The organism is Deltaproteobacteria bacterium (assembly GCA_005879795.1).
Lineage (GTDB): Bacteria > Desulfobacterota > Binatia > DP-6 > DP-6 > DP-6.
In genome coordinates this window covers 1-19,274 of sequence record VBKJ01000214.1, presented here as the reverse complement: position 1 = coordinate 19,274, position 19,274 = coordinate 1, and the positions used below count along the sequence as shown (strand labels likewise).

General features: G+C 71.1%; 18 protein-coding genes. 14 read left to right on the top strand and 4 right to left on the bottom strand.

Annotated features, from left to right (window positions below):
- Positions 1 to 150: 150 nt before the first annotated feature.
- Positions 151 to 1,014 (bottom strand): SDR family NAD(P)-dependent oxidoreductase, encoded by an 864-nt coding sequence (locus E6J59_18600; protein ID TMB16662.1) that lies wholly within the window; start codon positions 1,012 to 1,014, stop codon positions 151 to 153.
- A gap of 79 nt (positions 1,015 to 1,093) precedes the next feature.
- A complete protein-coding gene (locus tag E6J59_18595) occupies positions 1,094 to 2,707 on the bottom strand; it encodes a cyclohexanecarboxylate-CoA ligase (protein TMB16661.1) in 1,614 nt (537 codons plus the stop codon).
- Positions 2,708 to 2,861: 154 nt separating this feature from the next.
- On the opposite strand from E6J59_18595, the gene E6J59_18590 reads away from it, so the two are divergent.
- The 10 genes from E6J59_18590 (at position 2,862) to E6J59_18545 (ending at position 13,691) form a co-directional block, all read left to right on the top strand.
- The gene (locus tag E6J59_18590) at positions 2,862 to 3,905 is read left to right on the top strand and encodes a hypothetical protein (GenBank protein TMB16660.1); all 1,044 of its coding nucleotides are present in this window, start codon (positions 2,862 to 2,864) and stop codon (positions 3,903 to 3,905) included.
- Positions 3,906 to 3,911: 6 nt separating this feature from the next.
- Positions 3,912 to 6,677, top strand: a complete 2,766-nt coding sequence (locus tag E6J59_18585; GenBank protein TMB16659.1) for a hypothetical protein — start codon at positions 3,912 to 3,914, stop codon at positions 6,675 to 6,677.
- Between the two features lie 16 nt (positions 6,678 to 6,693).
- Positions 6,694 to 8,031, top strand: coding sequence for a DUF1329 domain-containing protein (locus E6J59_18580; GenBank protein ID TMB16658.1), 1,338 nt, complete (start codon positions 6,694 to 6,696; stop codon positions 8,029 to 8,031).
- A gap of 19 nt (positions 8,032 to 8,050) precedes the next feature.
- Positions 8,051 to 8,518 carry a hypothetical protein gene (locus E6J59_18575; GenBank protein ID TMB16657.1) on the top strand — a complete coding sequence of 156 codons (468 nt, stop codon included), beginning with the start codon at positions 8,051 to 8,053 and terminating at the stop codon, positions 8,516 to 8,518.
- Positions 8,519 to 8,622: 104 nt separating this feature from the next.
- Positions 8,623 to 8,943, top strand: coding sequence for a hypothetical protein (locus tag E6J59_18570; protein TMB16656.1), 321 nt, complete (start codon positions 8,623 to 8,625; stop codon positions 8,941 to 8,943).
- A gap of 72 nt (positions 8,944 to 9,015) precedes the next feature.
- A complete protein-coding gene (locus E6J59_18565; protein ID TMB16655.1) occupies positions 9,016 to 10,194 on the top strand; it encodes an isovaleryl-CoA dehydrogenase in 1,179 nt (392 codons plus the stop codon).
- Positions 10,194 to 11,000, top strand: a complete 807-nt coding sequence (locus E6J59_18560; protein ID TMB16654.1) for an amidohydrolase — start codon at positions 10,194 to 10,196, stop codon at positions 10,998 to 11,000. Before E6J59_18565 ends, E6J59_18560 begins: the two co-directional genes overlap by 1 nt.
- A gap of 2 nt (positions 11,001 to 11,002) precedes the next feature.
- A complete protein-coding gene (locus E6J59_18555; GenBank protein TMB16653.1) occupies positions 11,003 to 11,800 on the top strand; it encodes an enoyl-CoA hydratase/isomerase family protein in 798 nt (265 codons plus the stop codon).
- A gap of 6 nt (positions 11,801 to 11,806) precedes the next feature.
- A complete protein-coding gene (locus E6J59_18550; protein TMB16652.1) occupies positions 11,807 to 13,342 on the top strand; it encodes a mechanosensitive ion channel family protein in 1,536 nt (511 codons plus the stop codon).
- Between the two features lie 49 nt (positions 13,343 to 13,391).
- Entirely contained in the window at positions 13,392 to 13,691 is a 300-nt protein-coding gene (locus E6J59_18545; GenBank protein ID TMB16651.1) for an antibiotic biosynthesis monooxygenase, read from the top strand.
- Positions 13,692 to 13,709: 18 nt separating this feature from the next.
- On the opposite strand, the gene E6J59_18540 is transcribed toward E6J59_18545, so the two are convergent.
- Positions 13,710 to 14,534: an alpha/beta fold hydrolase gene (locus E6J59_18540; protein ID TMB16650.1), complete on the bottom strand. Its 825-nt coding sequence runs from the start codon at positions 14,532 to 14,534 to the stop codon at positions 13,710 to 13,712.
- A gap of 72 nt (positions 14,535 to 14,606) precedes the next feature.
- Here E6J59_18540 and E6J59_18535 point away from each other — a divergent pair, with 72 nt between their 5' ends.
- Positions 14,607 to 15,215, top strand: a complete 609-nt coding sequence (locus E6J59_18535) for a glutathione S-transferase family protein (GenBank protein ID TMB16649.1) — start codon at positions 14,607 to 14,609, stop codon at positions 15,213 to 15,215.
- Positions 15,216 to 15,317: 102 nt separating this feature from the next.
- Here the strand turns inward: E6J59_18535 and E6J59_18530 are convergent, their stop codons facing one another.
- Positions 15,318 to 16,538 carry a cytochrome P450 gene (locus tag E6J59_18530; GenBank protein TMB16648.1) on the bottom strand — a complete coding sequence of 407 codons (1,221 nt, stop codon included), beginning with the start codon at positions 16,536 to 16,538 and terminating at the stop codon, positions 15,318 to 15,320.
- A gap of 265 nt (positions 16,539 to 16,803) precedes the next feature.
- Here E6J59_18530 and E6J59_18525 point away from each other — a divergent pair, with 265 nt between their 5' ends.
- The 3 genes from E6J59_18525 to E6J59_18515 form a co-directional block, all read left to right on the top strand.
- Positions 16,804 to 18,210 carry a 3-hydroxy-3-methylglutaryl CoA synthase gene (locus E6J59_18525; GenBank protein ID TMB16647.1) on the top strand — a complete coding sequence of 469 codons (1,407 nt, stop codon included), beginning with the start codon at positions 16,804 to 16,806 and terminating at the stop codon, positions 18,208 to 18,210.
- A gap of 211 nt (positions 18,211 to 18,421) precedes the next feature.
- Entirely contained in the window at positions 18,422 to 18,970 is a 549-nt protein-coding gene (locus E6J59_18520; protein TMB16646.1) for a hypothetical protein, read from the top strand.
- A gap of 93 nt (positions 18,971 to 19,063) precedes the next feature.
- A partial coding sequence (locus tag E6J59_18515; protein TMB16645.1) for an acetyl-CoA acetyltransferase occupies positions 19,064 to 19,274 on the top strand: 211 nt, incomplete at its 3' end.

Sequence of the window (19,274 nt, the reverse complement as noted above, 5' to 3'; positions counted from 1 at the left end):
CTGCCGACGCCCGCCAGGGACCCGACGACGCCTCCGATGAGACCCCACCGGCGCTCTCGCCGCGCGCTCACGCCCGCGAGCCGCTCGAGCGGAAAATCGGCTGCACGACTTGCCCGCTCCATGCCGGCTACCTCCGTTCGCTGCGCCCCTTCACCCGGGGCCCTCGCTCAGGTCCCCGAGGCGCTTCCCCTTCTGGGCTCGCGCCCGGGCTCTCTCGACGACCTCCGCCGGCACCGGATCCGTCTTCGCCATGCCGAAGCGGAGGAGCGACGGCACGAAGAGGCGGAGGAAGCGCGCCACGAGCAGCATCGGGTTCCGCTTGGGGACGGTCATCTCGTAGCGGCGCTTCTCGATCGCCTCGAAGATCGCCGCGGTCACGATCTCGGGCGGATACTTCTTGCCGTCGTACCAGACCGGCTCGTCCTCCTTGCGCCAGATCTCGGTGTCGATCGGCCCCGGGTTCACGATCGCCACGTGGATGTTCGAGCCGGCGAGGTCGCTCCAGAGCCCCTCGCTGAAGGCGTTCATCGCGGCCTTGGAGGCGGCGTACATCGCCTCGCGCGGCGGAGAGACCTTGGCGGCGAAGGAGGAGACGTTGACGATGGTGCCGCCGCCCTGGCGGAGCATGTGCGGGATGGCGGCCATCGTGGTCCACACGCAGGAGAGGAAGTTGACGCGCATCACCAGCTCCGCCTCGTCGGCGGACATGTGGTAGAACTGCTTGTGCTTGGAGATGGCCGCGTTGTTGACCAGGATGTCGAGGCGGCCATGGCGGGCGGCGGTCTCGTCGACCACGTGCTCGGCGAAGGCGCGCTCGCCGAGGTCGCCGGCGAGGTAGTCGGACGCAGGGGAGTGCCGGCGGCACTCGGCGATCAGCTCGTGGAGCAGCGCCTCGCGGCGCGCCACCGCCATGACCACCGCGCCGCGGCGGGCGAAGACGCGGGCGGTCACGTGGCCGATGCCGGAGGAGGCGCCGGTCACGAGCACGAACTTGCCGCGGTAATCGGCGGGCATCGCGGGCCCTCAGCAAGCACCCTCGCGCCGCGGCGTCAAGGTCGGCGGCGCGGGGGCAGGTGGGTCAGAACCGACCTCACTACCGGCGCGTGACTTGCCCGCCCAGCCGCTCGCGCAGGGCGCGCTTGACGATCTTCCCGCTCGCCGTGCGCGGGAAGTCGGCCACCACCTCGAGGCGCTCGGGCAGCTTGCGGCGCGAGAGGCCGCGCGCCGTGAGGTGCTCCCCCACCTCGGCCAGGGTGGGCGGCCGGGCGCCCGGCCGCAGGCGCAGCACCGCGCACGCGATCTCGCCCGCCACGGCGTCCGGCACGGCGACGACCGCGACCTCGGCGACGGCCGGGTGGGCCGCCAGCAGGTCTTCCAGCTCGCGGGCGCTGACGTTCTCGCCCTTGCGGATGATGATGTCCTTCCGCCGCCCGGTGACGCGGAGGTAGCCCTCGGCGTCGAGCGTGCCGAGGTCGCCGGTGCGGAACCAGCCGTCGGCGGTGAAGGCGTCGGCGTTGAGCGCCGGGTTGCGATAGCCGAGGAAACACTCGGGGCCGCGCGCGAGGATCTCGCCCTCGCCCCCCGGACCCGCCCCGGCGCCAGCCTCGTCGACCACGCGGACCTCGTTCGCGCCGACGGCCCGCCCCTCGCTGTCGATGCGGCGCTCCGGCGGGTCGTCGGGGCCGGTCGTGGTCACGGTGGGGAACTCGGTCGAGCCGTAGACGCGCTTGGCGATGCAGCCGAGGCGCGCGGCCGCCTCGCGCACGAGCGCCGGGTCGACGTCGGCGCCGCCGCAGGAGAAGAGGCGGAGGCTCGTGCGCGCGCCGGGCGCGCCCACCGCCAGGTCGCGCAGGAAGGTCGGCGGGCCGACCATGTAGGTCACGCGCTCGGCCGCGATCAGGGCGCGGGCGGCGCCGGCCTCCCAGCGGTCCATGAGCACCGCGGTCGTGCCGAAGACCGCAGGCACGAGGAGCGCGTGCACGATGCCGGAGATGTGCGTGAGCGGGGACGGCATGAGCACGGTGTCCGCGGCGGTGATGCCGTGCACGGGGCCCAGGCTCCGGGCCTCGGCAAGGAGCGTGTCGTGCGAGTGGAGCACGCCCTTCGCGTCGGCGGTGGTGCCCGAGGTGTAGATGAGGAGCGCGATCGCGCCGGCGTCGGCGGCCGGCGGACCGGGCGGGGTCGCGGCGACCTCGGCGTAGGCGAGGGCGCCGTCCGCCGGCTGGTCGCGCACCACGACCACGTGCTCGAGCGCGGGCAGCCCGGGCCGCAGCTCCCGCACCAGCGCAAGGTGGTCGCAGTCCCGGTAGCGGCCGGGGACGAAGAAGACGCGGGCCCCCGCCTCGGCGAGGATGAAGCCCAGCTCCCGCCGCCGGTAGATGGGCAGGACGGGGTTCGCGACCGCGCCGAGACGCACCGCGGCGAGGAGGACGACCAGCGTCTCGGTCCAGTTCGGGAGCTGGAAGGCGACCACGTCGCCGGGGCGGACGCCGCGCGCCGCGAGGCCGCCCGCCAGACGCTCGGCTCGGGCGGCGAGCATCGCGAAGCTGGTGCGCTCGGCCCCCTCGACGACCGCAGCCTTGGCGCCGGCGCGGGCGGCGGTGGCGGCGAAGGCCGCCCAGAGCGGCTCCCCACGCCACTGGCCGGCCTCCCGGTAGCCGTCGGCGAGCGGCGGACGATGGGTCGGAACGAGGGCGCTCAGGCCCACCTCACGGTGACGATGTCATCGCCCAGCGTGCCGCCCGCTTCTCCCCCATACGGGTGAGCTCTCGCGCCCGTCAAGCACGCCGTCCGCGGGCCCTCGCCGTGCATCTCGCGCTCTATTGACGCCGCGGCCCGAGCCGTGGTGTGTAGCGAATTGATTGCGTGAGACTCGCCATGGCGGGGGGCGCAGTCGGCACCTGGCTGCGCTCGCCGCGACCGTCGCCGCCGTGGTCGCCCTACCCGGCAGTGCGCGCGCGCTCGTCGTCAAGGACAACCTCTTCGGCGTGAAGGCGATGAGCGCGAGCGAGGTGTGGGCGGTCGGCAACTTCGGCTCCATCTACCACACTGCCGACGCCGGCAAGACCTGGGAGGCGCGCGAGAGCGGCACCAAGGTCCCGCTCTTCGCCGTCGACTTCGCCGACGCCGCCCACGGCTGGATCGTCGGCAAGTCCTCCACGATCCTCGCCACCGCCGACGGCGGCAAGACGTGGAAGCCCGAGAAGAGCGCCATCCCGCCCGAGAAGCACCTCTTCAACCTGAACGCGATCGACGCCAGGACCGTGTGGGTGGTGGGCGACTGGGGCGCGATGGCGACCACCCACGACGGCGGCGTCACCTGGGTGGACCGCTCGCTCGCCGAGGACGTCGTCCTCTACGCGGTGTCGTTCCCCGACGCGCAGCACGGCTTCGTCGCGGGCGAGTTCGGCACGTTGCTCGCCACCGCCGACGGCGGGCAGAGCTGGGAGAAGCGCCAGGTCGGCACGGAGAAGACGCTCTTCGGAGTGAGCTTCGCCACACCCGAGAAGGGCTGGGCGGTCGGCATCGACGGGCTCATCCTGCGCACGCGGGACGGCGGGCAGACCTGGGAGGTGCAGCACGGCGCCAGGGAGCTCGGGTCGCTCGAGGAGCTCGGCTTCCTCGAGACGCTCAAGAACCCCGGCCTCTACGGCGTGAGCATGGCCGGGCAGTACGGCGTGGTCGTGGGGGACACCGGCACCCTGATGACGACCGCGGATGGCGGCGAGAACTGGACGGCGCGCGAGCTGCCCGAGAAGCAGCGGCTGGTGTGGCTGCGCGGCGTGAGCCTGCTTCCCGGCGGGAGCGCGGGCTTCGCGGTCGGCGCCGGGGGCTTCATGGCCCCCATCGACCATGGCGAGATCGTCCTCCCAGCCAACGGCCGGCGCGCGGCCGCGGGGCTCTGAGCGCGCATGTTCTCGCGCAGGACCATCGAGGCGTATCTCTTCTTCCTGCTGCGGCACCGGCTGGCCGCCTCCCTCGTGGTCGCGGCCGCCACCGTCGTCCTCGCCGCCTTCATGGTGACGCGGATGCACATCTTCACCAGCTTCTTCGACCTCTACCCGCCGAGTCACCCCTACATCAAGCTCTACACGCAGTACCGGGGCATGTTCGGCACGGCGAACACCCTCCTCCTCGTCGTCGAGGTGAAGAACGGGACGATCTTCGACGACCCGGCGACGGTGCAGAAGGTCGACCGCATCACGGTGGCGCTCCTGCACGACATCCCGGGCGTGAACGGCGAGCAGGTGTTCTCGATCACGCACCCGAAGATCAAGACCACGCTCACCGCCGGCTCGGGCATCAAGGTCGTGCCGCTCATGTACCCGCGCGTGCCGGAGAACAAGGAGGACCTCGAGTTCCTGAAGCTCAAGGTCTACACGACCGAGGGCGTGAAGGGCCTCTTCGTGTCCGACGACGACAAGGCGACGCTCATCGTCGCGGGCTTCTGGGAGGAGTACTTCGACCTGCCGACGATGTGGGCGAAGATCCAGGAGATCGTCCACCAGGAGGAGGACGAGAACACGAAGATCTCCGTGAGCGGCTTCCCGATCCTCTACGCCTACTTCCTCGAGATCATGCCGAAGATGGTGAACGTGCTCGCCGCCTCGATCGTCATGATCCTGCTCATCCTCTGGGTCGAGTTCCGGAGCTGGCAGGGCGTGGTGATCCCGGCCTTCAGCGGTACGCTCTCCGCCGTCTGGGGGCTCGGCTTCGGCGGCTTCTGCAACTGGCTGAGTCAGTACGTGCCGTGGCTCCCCGCGCTCAGCCTCGACCCCCTCGTGCTCGTGATTCCGCTCCTCATCTCGGCGCGCGCCCACTCGCACTCGGTGCAGTCGATGGAGCGCTACCACGAGGAGTACCACCGCCTCCGCGACCGCGACCAGGCGATCGTCAAGTCGTACACCGAGATCTACGCCCCCGCGATGGTCTCGATCCTGGCCGACGGGCTCGCCATCCTGACGCTCCTCGTGGCGCGCATCCCGATCATCTGGAAGCTCGCCATCCTGTGCTCGTTCTGGATCATCTCGATCTTCATCAGCGTGGTGACGCTTCACCCGATCATCCTCTCCTTCACGCCGCCGCCCGCCGAGGAGCACCGCTCCGGCCGCACGCCGCTCGAGCGCGTCATGTCGTGGATGATGGTGGTGGCGATCGCGTGGCTCCTCTGGCTCTACGACTACATCCCGGGCTGGCCGGTCGCGGCGATGTTCGCCCTGACCGTGGCTGGGCTCGTCTCCGACCTGCTCCTCGGGATCGCGCTGCCCGGGTACGGCGACGTGGGCTTCGCCATCGCCCGCTTCACCGACGTCTTCGGCGCCGTCTTCGGCCGCCTCTACCTCGCCATCGAGCACGGGCTCATCTGGCTCGCGAGCGGCCGGCGGCGGCCGGCGATGGCGGTCGGGCTGGTCTCGCTGCTCTCCTTCGGGCTCTACTTCCAGCACCTCCTCAAGGTGGGCGACACCACGCCCGGCGCCGCGCTCCTCTACCCGAAGCACCCCTACAACATCGCCTTCCGCAAGGTGAACGAGAAGTTCCTCGGCGCGAGCCAGCTGGTCATCATCGCGGAGGGGAACGCGTACTGCACCGTGAAGGGCGAGCCATGCGAGGGCCCGGACTGCCGGCGCTGCTTCCCTGAGCAGGAGGGGCAGTGCGGCGCGGAGAAGTGCGTGCAGCGCGAGGGCGCGATCGAGAACGCCGCGACGCTCAACGAGCTCGACCTCTTCGCGCGCTACATGGCCGAGCGTCCCGAGGTGGGCGGCACGGTGACCGCCACCACGCTCCTCAAGAAGATCTTCCGCACCTTCCACGAGGGCGATCCGAAGTGGGAGATCCTTCCCACCCGCGACGACCACGTGGGCCAGCTCTTCTTCCTCCTCACCTCGGGCACGCGGCGCGGCGAGATGGACCGCTTCTTCGACATCGGTTACACGAACGCGACCATCGCGGTCTTCTACAAGGACTACACCCACGAGACGATCGAGCGCTCGATCGCGCGCGCCAAGGAGTACATCGCGGCGCACGGGGCGGAGGCCACCAACGTCCGCTACCGGCTGGCGGGCGGGCTGATCGGCATCCTCGCGGCGGTCAACGAGGAGGTGGAGTGGTCCTACCGCGTGAACCTGGCCCTCATCCTGATCGTGGTCTTCCTGCTCTCCTACGCGACTTACGTGTCGGTGGTGGGTGCGCTCATCGTCATGCTGCCGTCGCTCGTGGCGCAGCCGCTCTCCGAGGCGGTCATGTACCTCTTCGGCATCGACATGAACATCAACTCGCTGCCGGTGGCGGCGGTCGGCATCGGCATCGGGATCGACTACGGCTACTACGTGCTCTCGCGCATCGTCGAGGAGCTGTGCGCGGGCGAGGGCTTCGACGTGGCCATCCGGCGTATGTTCGAGACCACGGGGAAGACTGTGCTCTTCACCGGCGTCTCGCTCACCGCGAGCATCATCTTCTGGGTCTTCTTCCCCATGAAGTTCCAGGCCGACATGGCGCTCCTGCTGGTCCTGCTGCTCGGCTTCCACCTGATGGGCGCGCTCATGTTCATCCCGCCGATGGTCTCCCTCTTCAAGCCGCGCTTCGCGATCAAGTACGCCGAGGAGCGGCAGCGCATCCGCGCGGAGGCAGCGGCGGCCGAGGAAGCCCGCTCGGCGCGCGTGGGCGCCGTAGGCGGATGACGTTCATCCCCGCGCGATGAGGAGGGCTCCGTCGATGCAGAGCAGCTTGGTGGGTCTGGCGCTCGGGCTGGCGCTGGGGCTCGGGATCGTGCCCGCCGCGAGGGTGGCGGCGGTCGAGTCCGGGACGATGATCGACCAGTCGAACGCGGACGAGGTGAAGGACCTTCTGCCGCCCGAGATCTACAAGCACTTCAAGAACGGCGATTACATGAACAAGCTGGTCGACTTCCCGAACTCGAAATGGGCGTGGGACGACGGGTTCGACGAGGCGACCAAGTGGAATGCCGAGCACCTGGTGCTCGACGAGCACAAGTCGCCGATCGACAAGGCCACCGGCAAGCGGCCCGAGTACATCCGCGGGCTGCCCTTCCCGAACATCGACCCCAAGGATCCCGACGCCGGCTACAAGGCGCTCTGGAACCTCGACTACGCCTACTACACCGGCGGCAACAGCCACAACTGGACGCTGCTCAACTGGGTGAGCCGCTCCGGCATCGACCGCTCGTCGGTGCAGGACGTCTACTTCCTCTACTACGACGGCCAGCCACGCCACTACTCGCCGCCCAAGAACCCGGAGAACTTCCTCTTCCAGTTCCTCGCCGCGACCACCAGCCCCGCCGACCTGCAAGGGACGGCGGCCCTCGGCTACCGCTTCAAGGACCCGACCAAGCGCGATCTGTCGTGGGCCTACGTGCCGGCGCTCCGCCGCGTGCGCGCCATCTCGCCGGCCAACCGCTCCGACGGCTTCCTCGGCTCCGACATGAGCCAGGACGATGGCTTCTTCTTCGACGGCAAGCCCGAGGACTTCGAGTGGAAGGTCGTCGACCACAAGGAGGCCCTGCGTTTCGTCGACCCCGACAGCATTGCGGGCAAGGTGAAGGAGCGGGAGCTGCCCGGCGGCGGCTGGCGCACGGTGGCCATCAACAACGACCGCACGGTCGGCTACATGGTGAAGGGCTGGAAGGGCGTGCCGTGGGCGCCGGTGGCGGCCGCCGTGGCGAAGCGGAAGTTCTGGGTCCTGGAGGGCGTGCCGAAGGACAAGTACTACCTCTACGGCAAGATGGAGCTGTGGATCGACGACACGACCTGGGCGGGCGCCTGGAACCGCAAGTTCTCGTGGCGGGGCGAGCTCCTGAACACCCTGCAGGTCCTCGGCTACGCGACCTATCAGTGGAACGACAAGGAGCGCTGGTGGGGCGCGACCATGTCCTTCCAGCTGGCCGAGAACATCAAGCAGGACCGCGCCACCGCGGCGGGCATGAACGGGCCGGGGGCGGATCCGCCGAACGACCGGCGGGTGCCGCTGGATCCGGGGTTCTTCGACTACCAGACGCTGTCGCGGTTCGGGAAGTAAGGCGAGCAGGAGGGCCGTCATGCGGGTACGCGCGAGGTGGTACGTCGTCGGGCTCCTGATGGTCGCTGTCGCTGCGCGCGAGCCGCGGCCGGCGTACGCCGAGGGTGACAGGACAGCGACGTTGCGACGCGCGGTCTCCAACGTCCTCCTCGGACCCCTCGACGTTGCGCTGAGTCCCGTCGTCACCGTGCAGGCGCTCGACGCCAATGCCAGGGCGGCCGGCTATCCCTGGCCGGCCACCGCCGCCCTCGAACTGCTCGGCGGCGGGGGCTGGTTCTTCCCGCTCACCGCCGTCACAGGCGTCTTCCGCATGTGGAGTGGATTCGCAGAGATGCCCGTCGGCCTGGCCCTGCTCGTCAGCAAGAGCTTCACCAACTGGGAGCCGGGCGCGTTCTTCGAGGTTCGCGAGGAGCCGGCGTTGGTGAGTTGGCCGAACCTCGTGATCCCGGTCAAGTTCGGCGTCAACTACTTCGGAGGGCAGCGCTAGCTAGCTGACGGGCGCGAGCCAGCGGTCCGGCCCCGCGCCTGCGCCGTCCGGACGCTTGACGCATCCGGTTGTCTTCCCCGACAGAGAAGACTCCCCGCCGAGCCTTGATCCACATGCATGGTCTTCCCGGCTGGTGGGGGTCGGCGGGCAACCTGGGAATCTTCGGCTGGCTCGCCGGCAGCGTGCCTGTTGGCCGAGACGGCGTGGCAGCGGGAACACTCGTGATCTTCTCGCTCCCGGACGTGAGACGCGAGTTTGGCGCGCCCGGCTGGGAGCTGATCGCGATCCTCCTGGTGATGGCGTGCGATCTGACGTTCAACGGCGCGAGACTGTGGCCGCACGTGCGCGAGTCGCGGCTCGTCGCCGACCAGCGTCTCCGACTCGAGCGCCACGATGGCAGCCGAAGCGTCCAGGGTGCCCCCTGAGCGCAACGCTTTCGGCGTAGTCCGCCCCGGACGCTTGACGCGTCCCAGCCTCTTCGCGGAGAACGGGGCGCGATGGACTTCCGGTTGAGCGAGGCGGAAGCGCGCTTCCAGCGCGAGGTGCACGACTGGCTGGTCGCGAACCTGCCCGGGGGGTGGGGGACGTCCGCGTACCGGAAGCCCGAGGAGCCGGCGGAGAAGGTGCGGTTCGCGCGCTGGTGGCAGGGGAAGCTGCACGAGGGGGGGTGGGCCGGGCTCCACTGGCCGCGCGAGTACGGGGGACGCGGCGCCACGCCGATCGAGCAGTTCCTCTTCGCCGAGGAGTACACGCGCACGGGCGCCCCCAGCATGATCGACATCGGGGTGGGACCCGCGCTGGTCGGGCCGACCCTCATCCACCACGGCACCGAGCAGCAGAAGCGGCGCTTCCTGCGGCCCATCCTGACCGGCGAAGAGGTGTGGTGCCAGGGGTTCTCGGAGCCGAACGCGGGCTCCGACCTGGCCGCGTGCCGGACGCGGGCGGAGCTCCGCGGCCAGGTCTTCCACGTCACCGGGCAGAAGATCTGGACCAGCTACGCCCGCTTCGCCGACTGGTGCATCCTGGTCGTGCGCACCGACGTCCACGCTCCCAAGCACCAGGGGCTCAGCTTCCTGCTCGTCGACATGAAGAGTCCGGGGATCACCATCCGCCCGCTGGTCGAGATGACGGGGGTCGCCTGGTTCAACGAGGTCTTCTTCGACGACGTGCAGGTGCCGCCCGAGCACATGGTGGGCGCGCTGAACCAGGGCTGGCAGATCGCGATCACCACCCTCGCGCACGAGCGGGGCGGCTCCGCCCCGCACGCCCGCCTGGCGGGAGAGATGCGCGACGTCCTCGAGCTGGCCCGCCGCCTGCGGACGACCCGCGACCCGCGCTTCCGCCAGCGCCTCGCGCACAGCTTCATCGAGACCGAGATCCTGCGTCTCCTCGCCTACAAGCAGGTGACCGATCTCATGCGCGAGGGGCACCCGGGCCCCGAGGGCTCCTACCTGAAGCTCGTGTGGAGCGAGACCGATCAGCACATGAAGGAGCTGGCGATCGAGCTGGAGGGGCCATACGGCGCGCTCGCGCGCGGCGCGCCGCAGGCGATCGAGGGCGGGCGCTGGGAGTACGAGTACCTCTGGTCGCGCGCCGCGACCATCTACGCCGGGACCTCCGAGGTGCAGCGCAACGTGATCGCGCAGCGCGTGCTCGGCCTCCCGCGAGGGACGTGATGGCCGACGCGATCCCGATCATCGACGTGTGGACGCAGCACATCTCGGGCACGCCGCCCGGCGCGAACCCCGAGGGCGAGAACGTCTTCCGCAACTACGGCATGCTCGAGGTCTTCCACCACGGCACCGACCTGGCGAAGATGATCGACGCCATGGACCGTGCCGGCGTGCGCACGGCGCTCATGGCGGGCGACAACGAGGCGGTCGCGAAGGCGCAGCAGCGCCATCCCGGGCGCATCTTCGGCCAGTACCACGCGAGCCCGATCCACATCATGGAGGCCGTGCGCGAGCTCGAGCACTACGTGCGCAACTGCGGCTTCGTGGCGCTCCGCATCGAGCCCTTCATGTGGCGGAAGCCGCCCACCGACCGCGTCTACTACCCGCTCTACGCCAAGGCGGCCGAGCTGGGCGTCGCCTTCCAGACCCAGGTCGGCCACACCGGGCCGCTCTATCCCTCGGAGACCGGCCGCCCGCTCTACATCGACGAGGTGGCGCTCGACTTCCCCGAGCTGCGCATCGTGTGCGGCCACCTCGGCTGGCCCTGGACCGACGAGATGATCGCCGTCGCGTGGAAGCACAAGAACGTGTGGATCGACACCTCCGCGCACGTGCCGAAGCACTACCCGCCGGCCTTCGTCCACTTCATGAAGACCTTCGGCAAGGACAAGGTCTGCTTCGCGACCGACTACCCGCTCCTCCAGTGGGAGCGCGTCCTGGGCGAGGTGGAGGGGCTCGGGCTCTCCCCGGACGTGAAGCAGCGCTTCCTCCACGACAACGCCGCCAGGGCGTTCAACTTGAAGGGGTGACGATGGCGGAGCCGCTCCTCTTCCGGGTCGAGAACGGCGTGGGCTGGATCGTCCTCAACCGGCCCGAGGCGCGCAACGCCATGAACGCCGAGATGCGGCAGCTCTACCTCGATGCGCTCGCGCGCTCGGCGGAGGACGCGAGCGTGCGGGCCGTGGTGCTGACGGGGACCGGCAAGGGGTTCTGCACCGGCGCCGACCTCTCCGGCTCGCGCGCGGCGACGGGCGCGGCCGCGCCGTCGCATCCGGGCGCCACGCGCGACGCCATGCGCCCGAGCCAGCGCGTGATCCGCGCCCTCTGGGATCTCGAGAAGCCGGTCGTCGCCGGCGTGAACGGGGTGGCCGCCGGGCTGGGCGCCCATCTCGCCTACGCCTGCGACCTGGTCATCGCGGCCGACGACGCGCGCTTCATCGAGGTGTTCGTCCGCCGCGGCATCGCGCTCGACGCGGGCGGGGGCTTCCTCCTCCCGCGGCACGTGGGCCTCCACAAGGCGAAGGAGCTCGTCTTCCTCGGCGACGAGCTCTCGGCGGCCGACGCCGAACGCCTCGGCCTGGTGAACAAGGTGGTGCCGGCGGCGGAGCTCGAGGCGACGTGCCGCGCCTGGGCCGAGCGTCTCGCCCAGGGCCCCACCTTCGCGATCGGGCTCTCGAAGCGGCTCTTGAACCGCTCGCTGCAGGCCGACCTGGACGCGCTCTTCGCCGAGGAGGCCTTCACGCAGGCGCTCGTCGCGCAGAGCGAGGACATGCACGAGGGCATCCGCTCGTTCATGGAGAAGCGGCCGCCGGCGTTCAAGGGACGTTGAGCGGGGATGGTGCTGCGGGCTCTGCTCCTGGTCGCGCTCGTCCTGTGCGCCCCGACGGCGGCGCGCCCCGAGGCGCCGACGCCCGCCGAGCCGGCCCGGCCCGCCACCGCGCTCGGGCCGGAGGTGCCGCGCGGCGCCATGGCCCGCTTCCTCACCGCCTGCCGCCAGGGACGCTACGCGCTCGCCGCCGAGTACCTGAACCTCCGCCAGCTCCCGCAGAGCGTCCGGGCGCGGAAGGGCCCCGAGCTGGCGCGCGAGCTCGAGACCGTCCTCGACCGGGCGCTGTGGGTGGACGTCGATCGCCTGAGCGACCAGCCCGAGGGCGACCCCGAGGACGGCCTCCCCGCGCTGCGCGACTCGCTCGGCACGATCGAGACGGCCACCGCCCCGGTCGAGATCCTGATCGAGCGCGTGCCGCAGCCGAGTGGCCCCCCGGTGTGGAAGATCGCCGCGAGCACCGTCGCCGCCATCCCCGCGCTCTACGACGAGTTCGGCTGGGGTCCCCTCGCCGCCGTGCTGCCGGCCCCGTTCTTCCAGGTGCGCTTCCTCCAGATCCGGCTCTGGCAGTGGATCGGCCTCGCTCTCCTCGGCGCGACGGCATGGCTCGCGGCGAAGCTCATCGGGCGGCTGGCCGTTGGCCTCGTGCGGCGCCTGCTCGCCGCCCGTCCCGCCCTCGACGAGCGGCTCGCGGAGTACGCGGGCGGGCCGCTCCGCTTCGCGATCGGTCTCGCGGTCTTCGCCGCGGGCCTCCGCTTCCTCGCGCTCGCCGTGCCAGTCCAGCGCTTCCTCGTCGGCGCCGAGAAGGCCCTCGCGATCGTCGCGGCCACATGGCTCGTCCTGCGCGGCCTCGACGTCCTCGTGGCGCGCTTCGAGCGGCGGCTCGACGAGCACCGGCACCTGCGGGCGATGGCGACGGTGCCGCTCGGGCGGCGCACGCTCAAGGTCTTCGTCGCGGTGATCGCGTTCATCGCCGCGTTGCAGAACTTCGGGTTCAACGTGACCGGCCTCATCGCGGGCCTGGGCGTCGGCGGGCTGGCGGTGGCGCTGGCGGCGCAGAAGACGGTCGAGAACCTCTTCGGCAGCGTGAGCCTGGTCGCGGATCAGCCGGTGCGGGTGGGCGACTTCTGCCGCTTCGGCGACACGGTCGGGACGATCGAGGACATCGGCCTGCGCTCGACGCGGGTGCGCACCGTGGACCGCACCCTGGTCACCATCCCGAACGCGCAGTTCTCGACGCTCGCCCTCGAGAACCTGAGCCAGCGCGACCGCATCCCGGTTCGCGCCACGGTCACCCTGCCCCAGGGCACGGGCGCGGAACGGGTCCGACAGGTGCTGGCCGCGCTGCGGGAGATGGTCGTTTCACATCCCAAGGTACACGCCGAGTCGGCTCGCGCGCGCTTCGCCCGCATGGGGCCGCAGGCGCTCGAGATCGAGCTGTTCGCGTACGTGCTCACGGCGCGCTGGGACGAGTTCGTCGAGATCCGGGAGCAGATCTTCCTCCGCGCCCTGGAGGTGGTCGGCGGGGGCGCGGCGTTGAAGTAGCTCGGGCGCAGCCCCGGGAGCAGCGATCCCGACCCCAAGGAGGACACCGATGGCAGAGAGCAAGGTGACCGTCATCGCGCGGATACGGGCGAAGACGGACAAGGTGCAGCAGGTCAGAGGGGAGCTGCTGAAGCTCCTGGCGCCGACCCGCGCCGAGAATGGCTGTATCAATTTCGACATGCACCAGGGCGTCACCGACCAATCGCAGTTTCTCTTTCACGAGAACTGGACGAGCGAGGCGGCGCTCAAGGCGCACTTCGAGACGCCGCACATCAAGAACTGGCTGAGGCAAGCCGAGGGCCTGCTGGCGGAGCCGCTCGAAGTGACGTTGTGGAGCAGGGTGGCCTGAGCGGCGTCCCCGCACCCGTCACCGCCGCCGTCCCGATGGGCTCTCCGCGCGCGCTTCCGTCGCCTTGCCCAGGAACTCCTCCAGCGCGGCGTTGAAGGCGGCCGGCTCGGCCAGGTTGACGACGTGCCCGGCGCCCTCGACCACGACCAGCCGCGCCCGCGGCGCGGCGGCCGCCAGCTCCCGGCTCGGCCCGAGCGAGAGGCGGTCGTTCGCCCCGACGATGAGCAGCACGGGGAGGGCGAGCGCCGCGAGCCGCGGCGCCAGGTCCGCCACCGCCGGCTGCGTCGCGATCACCCCGCGCAGCGTGTGCGCGAGCCCATGCGGCGGGTGCTCGAGAAAGCCCGTGCGGACGAGGCGCGCGGCGGCCGGATCGAGCCCCGAGGACGGGCCCCAGACGAACCTCGCTCCAGCCGCGTCGAGGCCCTCGCGCTCGACGGCCTCGGCGAAGGGGTGCGCAACCGCCGCGAAGGTGCCCGCGGCGCCGGCCCCCGGGGGGAAGGCGGCGAGCACGAGCGCCCGCACGCGCTCGGGGTGGGCGAGGGCGAAGCGGAGCGCGATGCCGGCGCCCATCGAGAGCCCGCCCACGACCGCGCGCTGCGCGCCGACCTGGTCCAGCACCCGCCCCACGTCCGCGACGAACGCCTCGGGGGTGTACGCCGCCGCCTCGGCCGGCGCCCCGCTCCGCGCATGCCCGCGCGCGTCGAAGCGGACGATCCGGTAGCGGTCACGCAGCGCCCGCGCCTGGGGCAGGAAGTTGCGCGCGCTGCCGGCGAAGCCGTGGCCCAGCACGACGACCGGCCCGCTGCCCTCGACCTCGACGTGGAGTGCGGGCTCGGCGCTCACCGGCGCCGGTCAATACCATGATTCCCATGGCCGTGCGCGTGCGCTAGGGTCGGGTGCCGAGGAGGACACGCGATGATCAAGCTCTACGGGATTCCCCGCTCGCGCACCATGCGGCCGCTCTGGATGCTCGAGGAGCTCGGCCTGCCCTACGAGAACGTCAAGGTGAGCTTCGTGAACGACACCCGGAAACCGGAGTTTCTAAAGATCAACCCGAACGGCCACATCCCGGTGCTGCAGGACGGCGACCTGACGCTCTGGGAGTCGATGGCCATCAACCTCTACCTGGCGCGCAAGTACGACAAGGGCCTGTGGCCCAAGCGGGTCGAGGACGAGGGGCGTGCCTTCCAGTGGAGCCTGTGGACGATGACCGAGCTGGAGGAGCCGGTGCTGACCGCTCTGCTCCATCGCATGTTCTACCCCGCCGATCAGCGCGACCCGAAGAAGGCCGACGATGCCGCGGAGCGGTTCAAGACGCCGCTCGGCGTCCTGAACGGCGCGCTCGCCGGCAAGCAATACCTGCTGGGAGACGCCTTCACGGTCGCCGACCTGAACGTGGCCTCCGTGCTCTCGTGGGCGCCGCTGGCGGGGCTCGATCTCGGGGGCGCACCCAACGCGCAGGCCTGGTTCGGGCGCTGCACCACGCGGCCGGCGTTCACGCGCCTCGCGCAGCAGCTCGGCTGAGAGCGCTACTCAGCCGGCCGGGGCCGCGCGGATCGCCGCACATACCGCACGGGCCCGGCGCCGCGCTGTGCTCGTCGCTGCGCCCGATCCGGCATGCGGCGCTCAGTGTGCGCGGAACGTGACCGGCAGCTTCCCCGGCACGCGGAAGAGCGACGGGCCCCACTCGACCGTCTCGGAGACGAGGCGCAGGTCGGCGAAGCGCGTCACCAGGCTCGCGATCGCGATCTCGCCCTCGAGCTTGGCGAGGTGCGCGCCCAGGCAGAAGTGCGGCCCGCCACCGAAGGCCAGGTGGTCGTTCGGCCGCCGCTCGATGTCGAAGCGGTCGGGATCGGGGAAGACCTCGGGATCGCGGTCTGCCGCGGCGAGCATGCCCCACACCTTAGCGTCCCTGGGAAGTATCCTGCCGCCGAACTCGACGTCGGCGTGGAGGACGCGCGGGGTCAGGATGATCGGCCCGTCGTAGCGCAGGCACTCGTCGACGGCGCTCGCCGCGAGCTCCGTCCGCGCGCGCAACCTGGCGAGCTCCGCGGGATGGCGGATGAGCGCACGGATGCCGTTGCCGATGAGCCCGATCGTGGTTTCGAAGCCGGCAATCAGGAGCCCGATCGCCTGCGAGAGCAGCTCGGGCGGCGTCAGGCGATCGCCGGCCTCCTCGGCGCGGATGAGCGCCGAGAGCAGATCCTCGGAGAGGTGCCCCCGGCGGGCGGCGATCAGCCCGTCGAAGTACTCCGCCAGCGACGTGCCGGCGGCCTGCACCTCGGCGAGCGTCTCGGGCGGAAGGAACTGGGAGGCGAGGCCGAGCGTCGCCTTCGACGTCCACACCGTGAAGCGGTCGCGGTCCGCGACCGGGACGCCCAGCATCTCGCAGATGACGGTCGCGGGCACGGGGAGCGCCAGGTCGGCGATCACGTCCATCGTGCCGCGCCCGGCGACCCGGTCCAGGCAGCCGTCGACGATGCGCTGGATCTGCGGGCGCAGCGCCGCGATGGCGCGCGGCGTGAAGGCGCTGCTCACCAGGCGGCGGAGCCGCGTGTGGGCAGGGGGATCCTGCTGCAGCATGAACAGGCGCTGGCCGGTGAGCGACTCGTCCACGCCGGGCAGGACGCCGTCGGTCGTGCGCACGCCCGCCGGCACCTCGTGCAGCAGCCGGTTCACGTCGGCGTAGCGCGTGAGGCGCCAGATGCCGACCGGCATCTCGTTGACCGGGTCGATCTCGCGCAGGCGGGCGAGCGAGGGGTAGGGGTCGTCGCGGAAGGCCGGGTCGAACGGGTTGCAGCCGAGCCACGGGTCCTCGGCGGGCGGGGCGGTCTCGGGCGTCAGCATTCAGTCGGCCCTCGATCTCTGGAGGAAGAGGTCGTCGACCGCCGGCGCGAGGTCGGGTAGGCGCGGGTGTGGAACTCGCCAGGGGCCGGCCTCGCCATGGGCGCGAGGCTAGTCGTGCGTGCGGGGCGAATCAATGTGTTGATGACCTTGCCGCTGGCCGGCCATCCAAGGAGTCGCAGGCGTCCTTGCAGCGTTGGCTCAAGTCTCGGGGACTGCCACCGCCGGGGCGGTTGCAGTTTCGCCGCCCGGATCCTAGGTTCGCGCGATGGTCGGCATCACCTCGTACGGCGCCTACGTCCCCATGCTCCGCCTCCCCCTGGCGGCGATCGGCGGCGGCGCCGCGAAGCCTGGCGGCCCCGAGAAGGCGGTCGCCAACTGGGACGAGGACGCGGTGACCATGGCGGTGGCGGCGGCGATCGACTGCCTGCGGGGCGTCGACCGTGCGAGCGTCGACGGCGTCCTCTTCGCCTCCACCTCCTACCCGCTCAAGGAGAAGCAGGCGGCGGCTCTCGTGGCGCGCGCGCTCGATCTCCGCCGCGACGTGATGACGGCGGACCTGGGCGACTCGCTGCGGGCCGGCACGACCGCGCTCCGCACTGCAGCCGACGCCGTCAAGGCCGGCTCCGCGAAGCGCGTGCTGGTGGTCGCCGGCGAGACGCGCCTGGCGGCACCGCGCTCGGCGCTCGAGCCGAGCCTGGGCGACGGCGCCGCGGCCTTCCTGGTGGGCGAGGATGACGTCGCGGTCGCGCTCGCGGCGAGCCACACGGTCGCGGACGAGATCATCGACGTGTGGCGCAGCGAGGGCGATCCGTTCGTGCACGCGTGGGAGGACCGCTTCGTGGTCGACCACGGCTATCGCACCAACGTGCGCGAGGTGGTGCGGGGGCTTCTCGCGAAAACCGGGCTCGGCCCGAAGGACTTCGCGAAGCTCGTCCTCTACGGCCCCGACGCGCGCAGCCACGCGGCGCTGGTGCGCGAGCTCGGCTTCGAGCCGCCGCAGGCGCAGGACGCGCTCTTCGGGAAGGTCGGCAACGCGGGGACGGCGTTCGCGCCGCTTCTCCTCGCCGCTGCGCTGGAGGGTGCGCGGGCCGGCCAGCGCATCCTGCTGGTCGGCTACGGCGACGGCGCCGAGGCGTTCGTGCTCGAGACGACGCCGGTGGTGGAGCGGCTCGAGGGGCGCCGCGGCGTCTCGTGGCACCTCGCGCGCCGCGCCGAGCTGCCGAGCTACGACCTCTACCTCCGCTTCCGCCAGCTGCTCGCCACCGAGCACGACCGCCGCGCCGGCGCCGGCATCTCCGCCACCAAGCACTTCCGCGACCGCGACGACGACGTGACGCTCGCCGGGCTCCGCTGCCGGCGCTGCGGCTGCGTGCAGTACCCGCGCCAGCGCGTCTGCTTCCGCTGCTTCGCGCGGGACGACTTCGAGCGCGTGCGCCTCTCCGACAAGCTCGGCTCGGTCAAGTCCTTCACCTTCGACAACTTCGCCGGGAGCCCGAACCCGCCCCTCGTCGCGACCGTGGTCGACGTCGAGAGCGCGCGCCTCTACCTCCAGATGACCGACGCGAGCCCGAAGGAGGTGCGGCTCGACCTCGCGGTGGAGCTCGTCTTCCGGAAGATGCACGACGCGGGCGGGACGCCCAACTACTACTGGAAGTGCACGCCGGTCAGGTAGGCGGGCGTGCCGTGCGCTCCCCGTCCGCCGTTGTCGCGCCGCCAGAAGCAGTCCGCTCCGCATGGGTCCAGGCACACCGGCGCGAGATCGCCAGCGCCCTCGGCATCCCCACGATCGCCGAGTGACGACTACGGCGGCGTCGTCAGCGGGTAGCGCACCCGTTTGACCGCGTGCGCGCAATCGGAGAGAACGTCCCTCGGGAGGAGGGGGCGTGAAGCGCGAGGACTGCATTCTCTTCAGCGGCGGCGCGACCGGCACGGAGGCGGCCTGCGGCGCCGCCGCGCAGCGCCACGGCGTCGACGAGGTCAACTTCACCTTCGAGGGGCACAACCCCGTACGCGAGCGTGGTCGCCGCATCCTGACGGGCGCCGAGCTGCGGCGCGGCGACGTGGGCCTCGGCTACGTGAGCAAGCTCATGCACCGGAAGTTTCCCGACACGCCGCTTTTCCGCAAGGTGCTGCAGACGATCTGGCACCAGGTGCACAACGCCCAGGAGATCTTCGTCGTGGGCAAGATCAACCCGGACGACACCGTGACCGGTGGCACGGGCGTGGCTGGCGAGTACGCGAAGATCCTGCACAAGCCGCTCTACGTCTTCGACCAGGAGCGCGATCGATGGTTCTGCTGGACCGGCGAGGGATGGCGCGCCGAGGATGCCCCCCTGATCCGGCAGCCCTGCTTCTGCGGCACGGGCACGCGCTTTCTCCGGCCCAACGGCCAGGCGGCGATCGACGCGCTGTTCGCGCGGACCTTCGCGTAGACGCCTTCGCGTCGAGCATCTTTCGGGGTCCCGGAAGAGCGTTCGCGCGCGCCCCTTGCAGCGGCGGACGGCGGATCGTAGGCTCCGCCCGCGATGAACCCCCAGGCCATCCGTGACAAGGTCGCCATCGTCGGCATGGGCTGCTGCAAGTTCGGCGAGAACTGGGACAAGGACCCGCAGGACATGATCGTCGAGGCGGCCTACGAGGCGTACGAGGACGCCGGCCTCGAGGATCCGCACAAGCAGATCGAGGCCGTCTTCTGCGGCGCGCAGTATCCGTCGAAGGGGACGGCCGAGGTGGCCG

Bases quoted from the DNA above. Each gene is read 5' to 3' on its own strand.
- E6J59_18600 (TMB16662.1), bottom strand. From the start codon at position 1,014: ATGCCCGCCGATTACCGCGGCAAGTTCGTGCTCGTGACCGGCGCCTCC.
- E6J59_18560 (TMB16654.1), top strand. From the start codon at position 10,194: ATGGCCGACGCGATCCCGATCATCGACGTGTGGACGCAGCACATCTCG.
- E6J59_18575 (TMB16657.1), top strand. From the start codon at position 8,051: ATGCGGGTACGCGCGAGGTGGTACGTCGTCGGGCTCCTGATGGTCGCT.
- E6J59_18535 (TMB16649.1), top strand. From the start codon at position 14,607: ATGATCAAGCTCTACGGGATTCCCCGCTCGCGCACCATGCGGCCGCTC.
- E6J59_18580 (TMB16658.1), top strand. From the start codon at position 6,694: ATGAGGAGGGCTCCGTCGATGCAGAGCAGCTTGGTGGGTCTGGCGCTC.
- E6J59_18585 (TMB16659.1), top strand. From the start codon at position 3,912: ATGTTCTCGCGCAGGACCATCGAGGCGTATCTCTTCTTCCTGCTGCGG.
- E6J59_18565 (TMB16655.1), top strand. From the start codon at position 9,016: ATGGACTTCCGGTTGAGCGAGGCGGAAGCGCGCTTCCAGCGCGAGGTG.
- E6J59_18530 (TMB16648.1), bottom strand. From the start codon at position 16,538: ATGCTGACGCCCGAGACCGCCCCGCCCGCCGAGGACCCGTGGCTCGGC.
- E6J59_18555 (TMB16653.1), top strand. From the start codon at position 11,003: ATGGCGGAGCCGCTCCTCTTCCGGGTCGAGAACGGCGTGGGCTGGATC.
- E6J59_18545 (TMB16651.1), top strand. From the start codon at position 13,392: ATGGCAGAGAGCAAGGTGACCGTCATCGCGCGGATACGGGCGAAGACG.
- E6J59_18525 (TMB16647.1), top strand. From the start codon at position 16,804: ATGGTCGGCATCACCTCGTACGGCGCCTACGTCCCCATGCTCCGCCTC.
- E6J59_18550 (TMB16652.1), top strand. From the start codon at position 11,807: ATGGTGCTGCGGGCTCTGCTCCTGGTCGCGCTCGTCCTGTGCGCCCCG.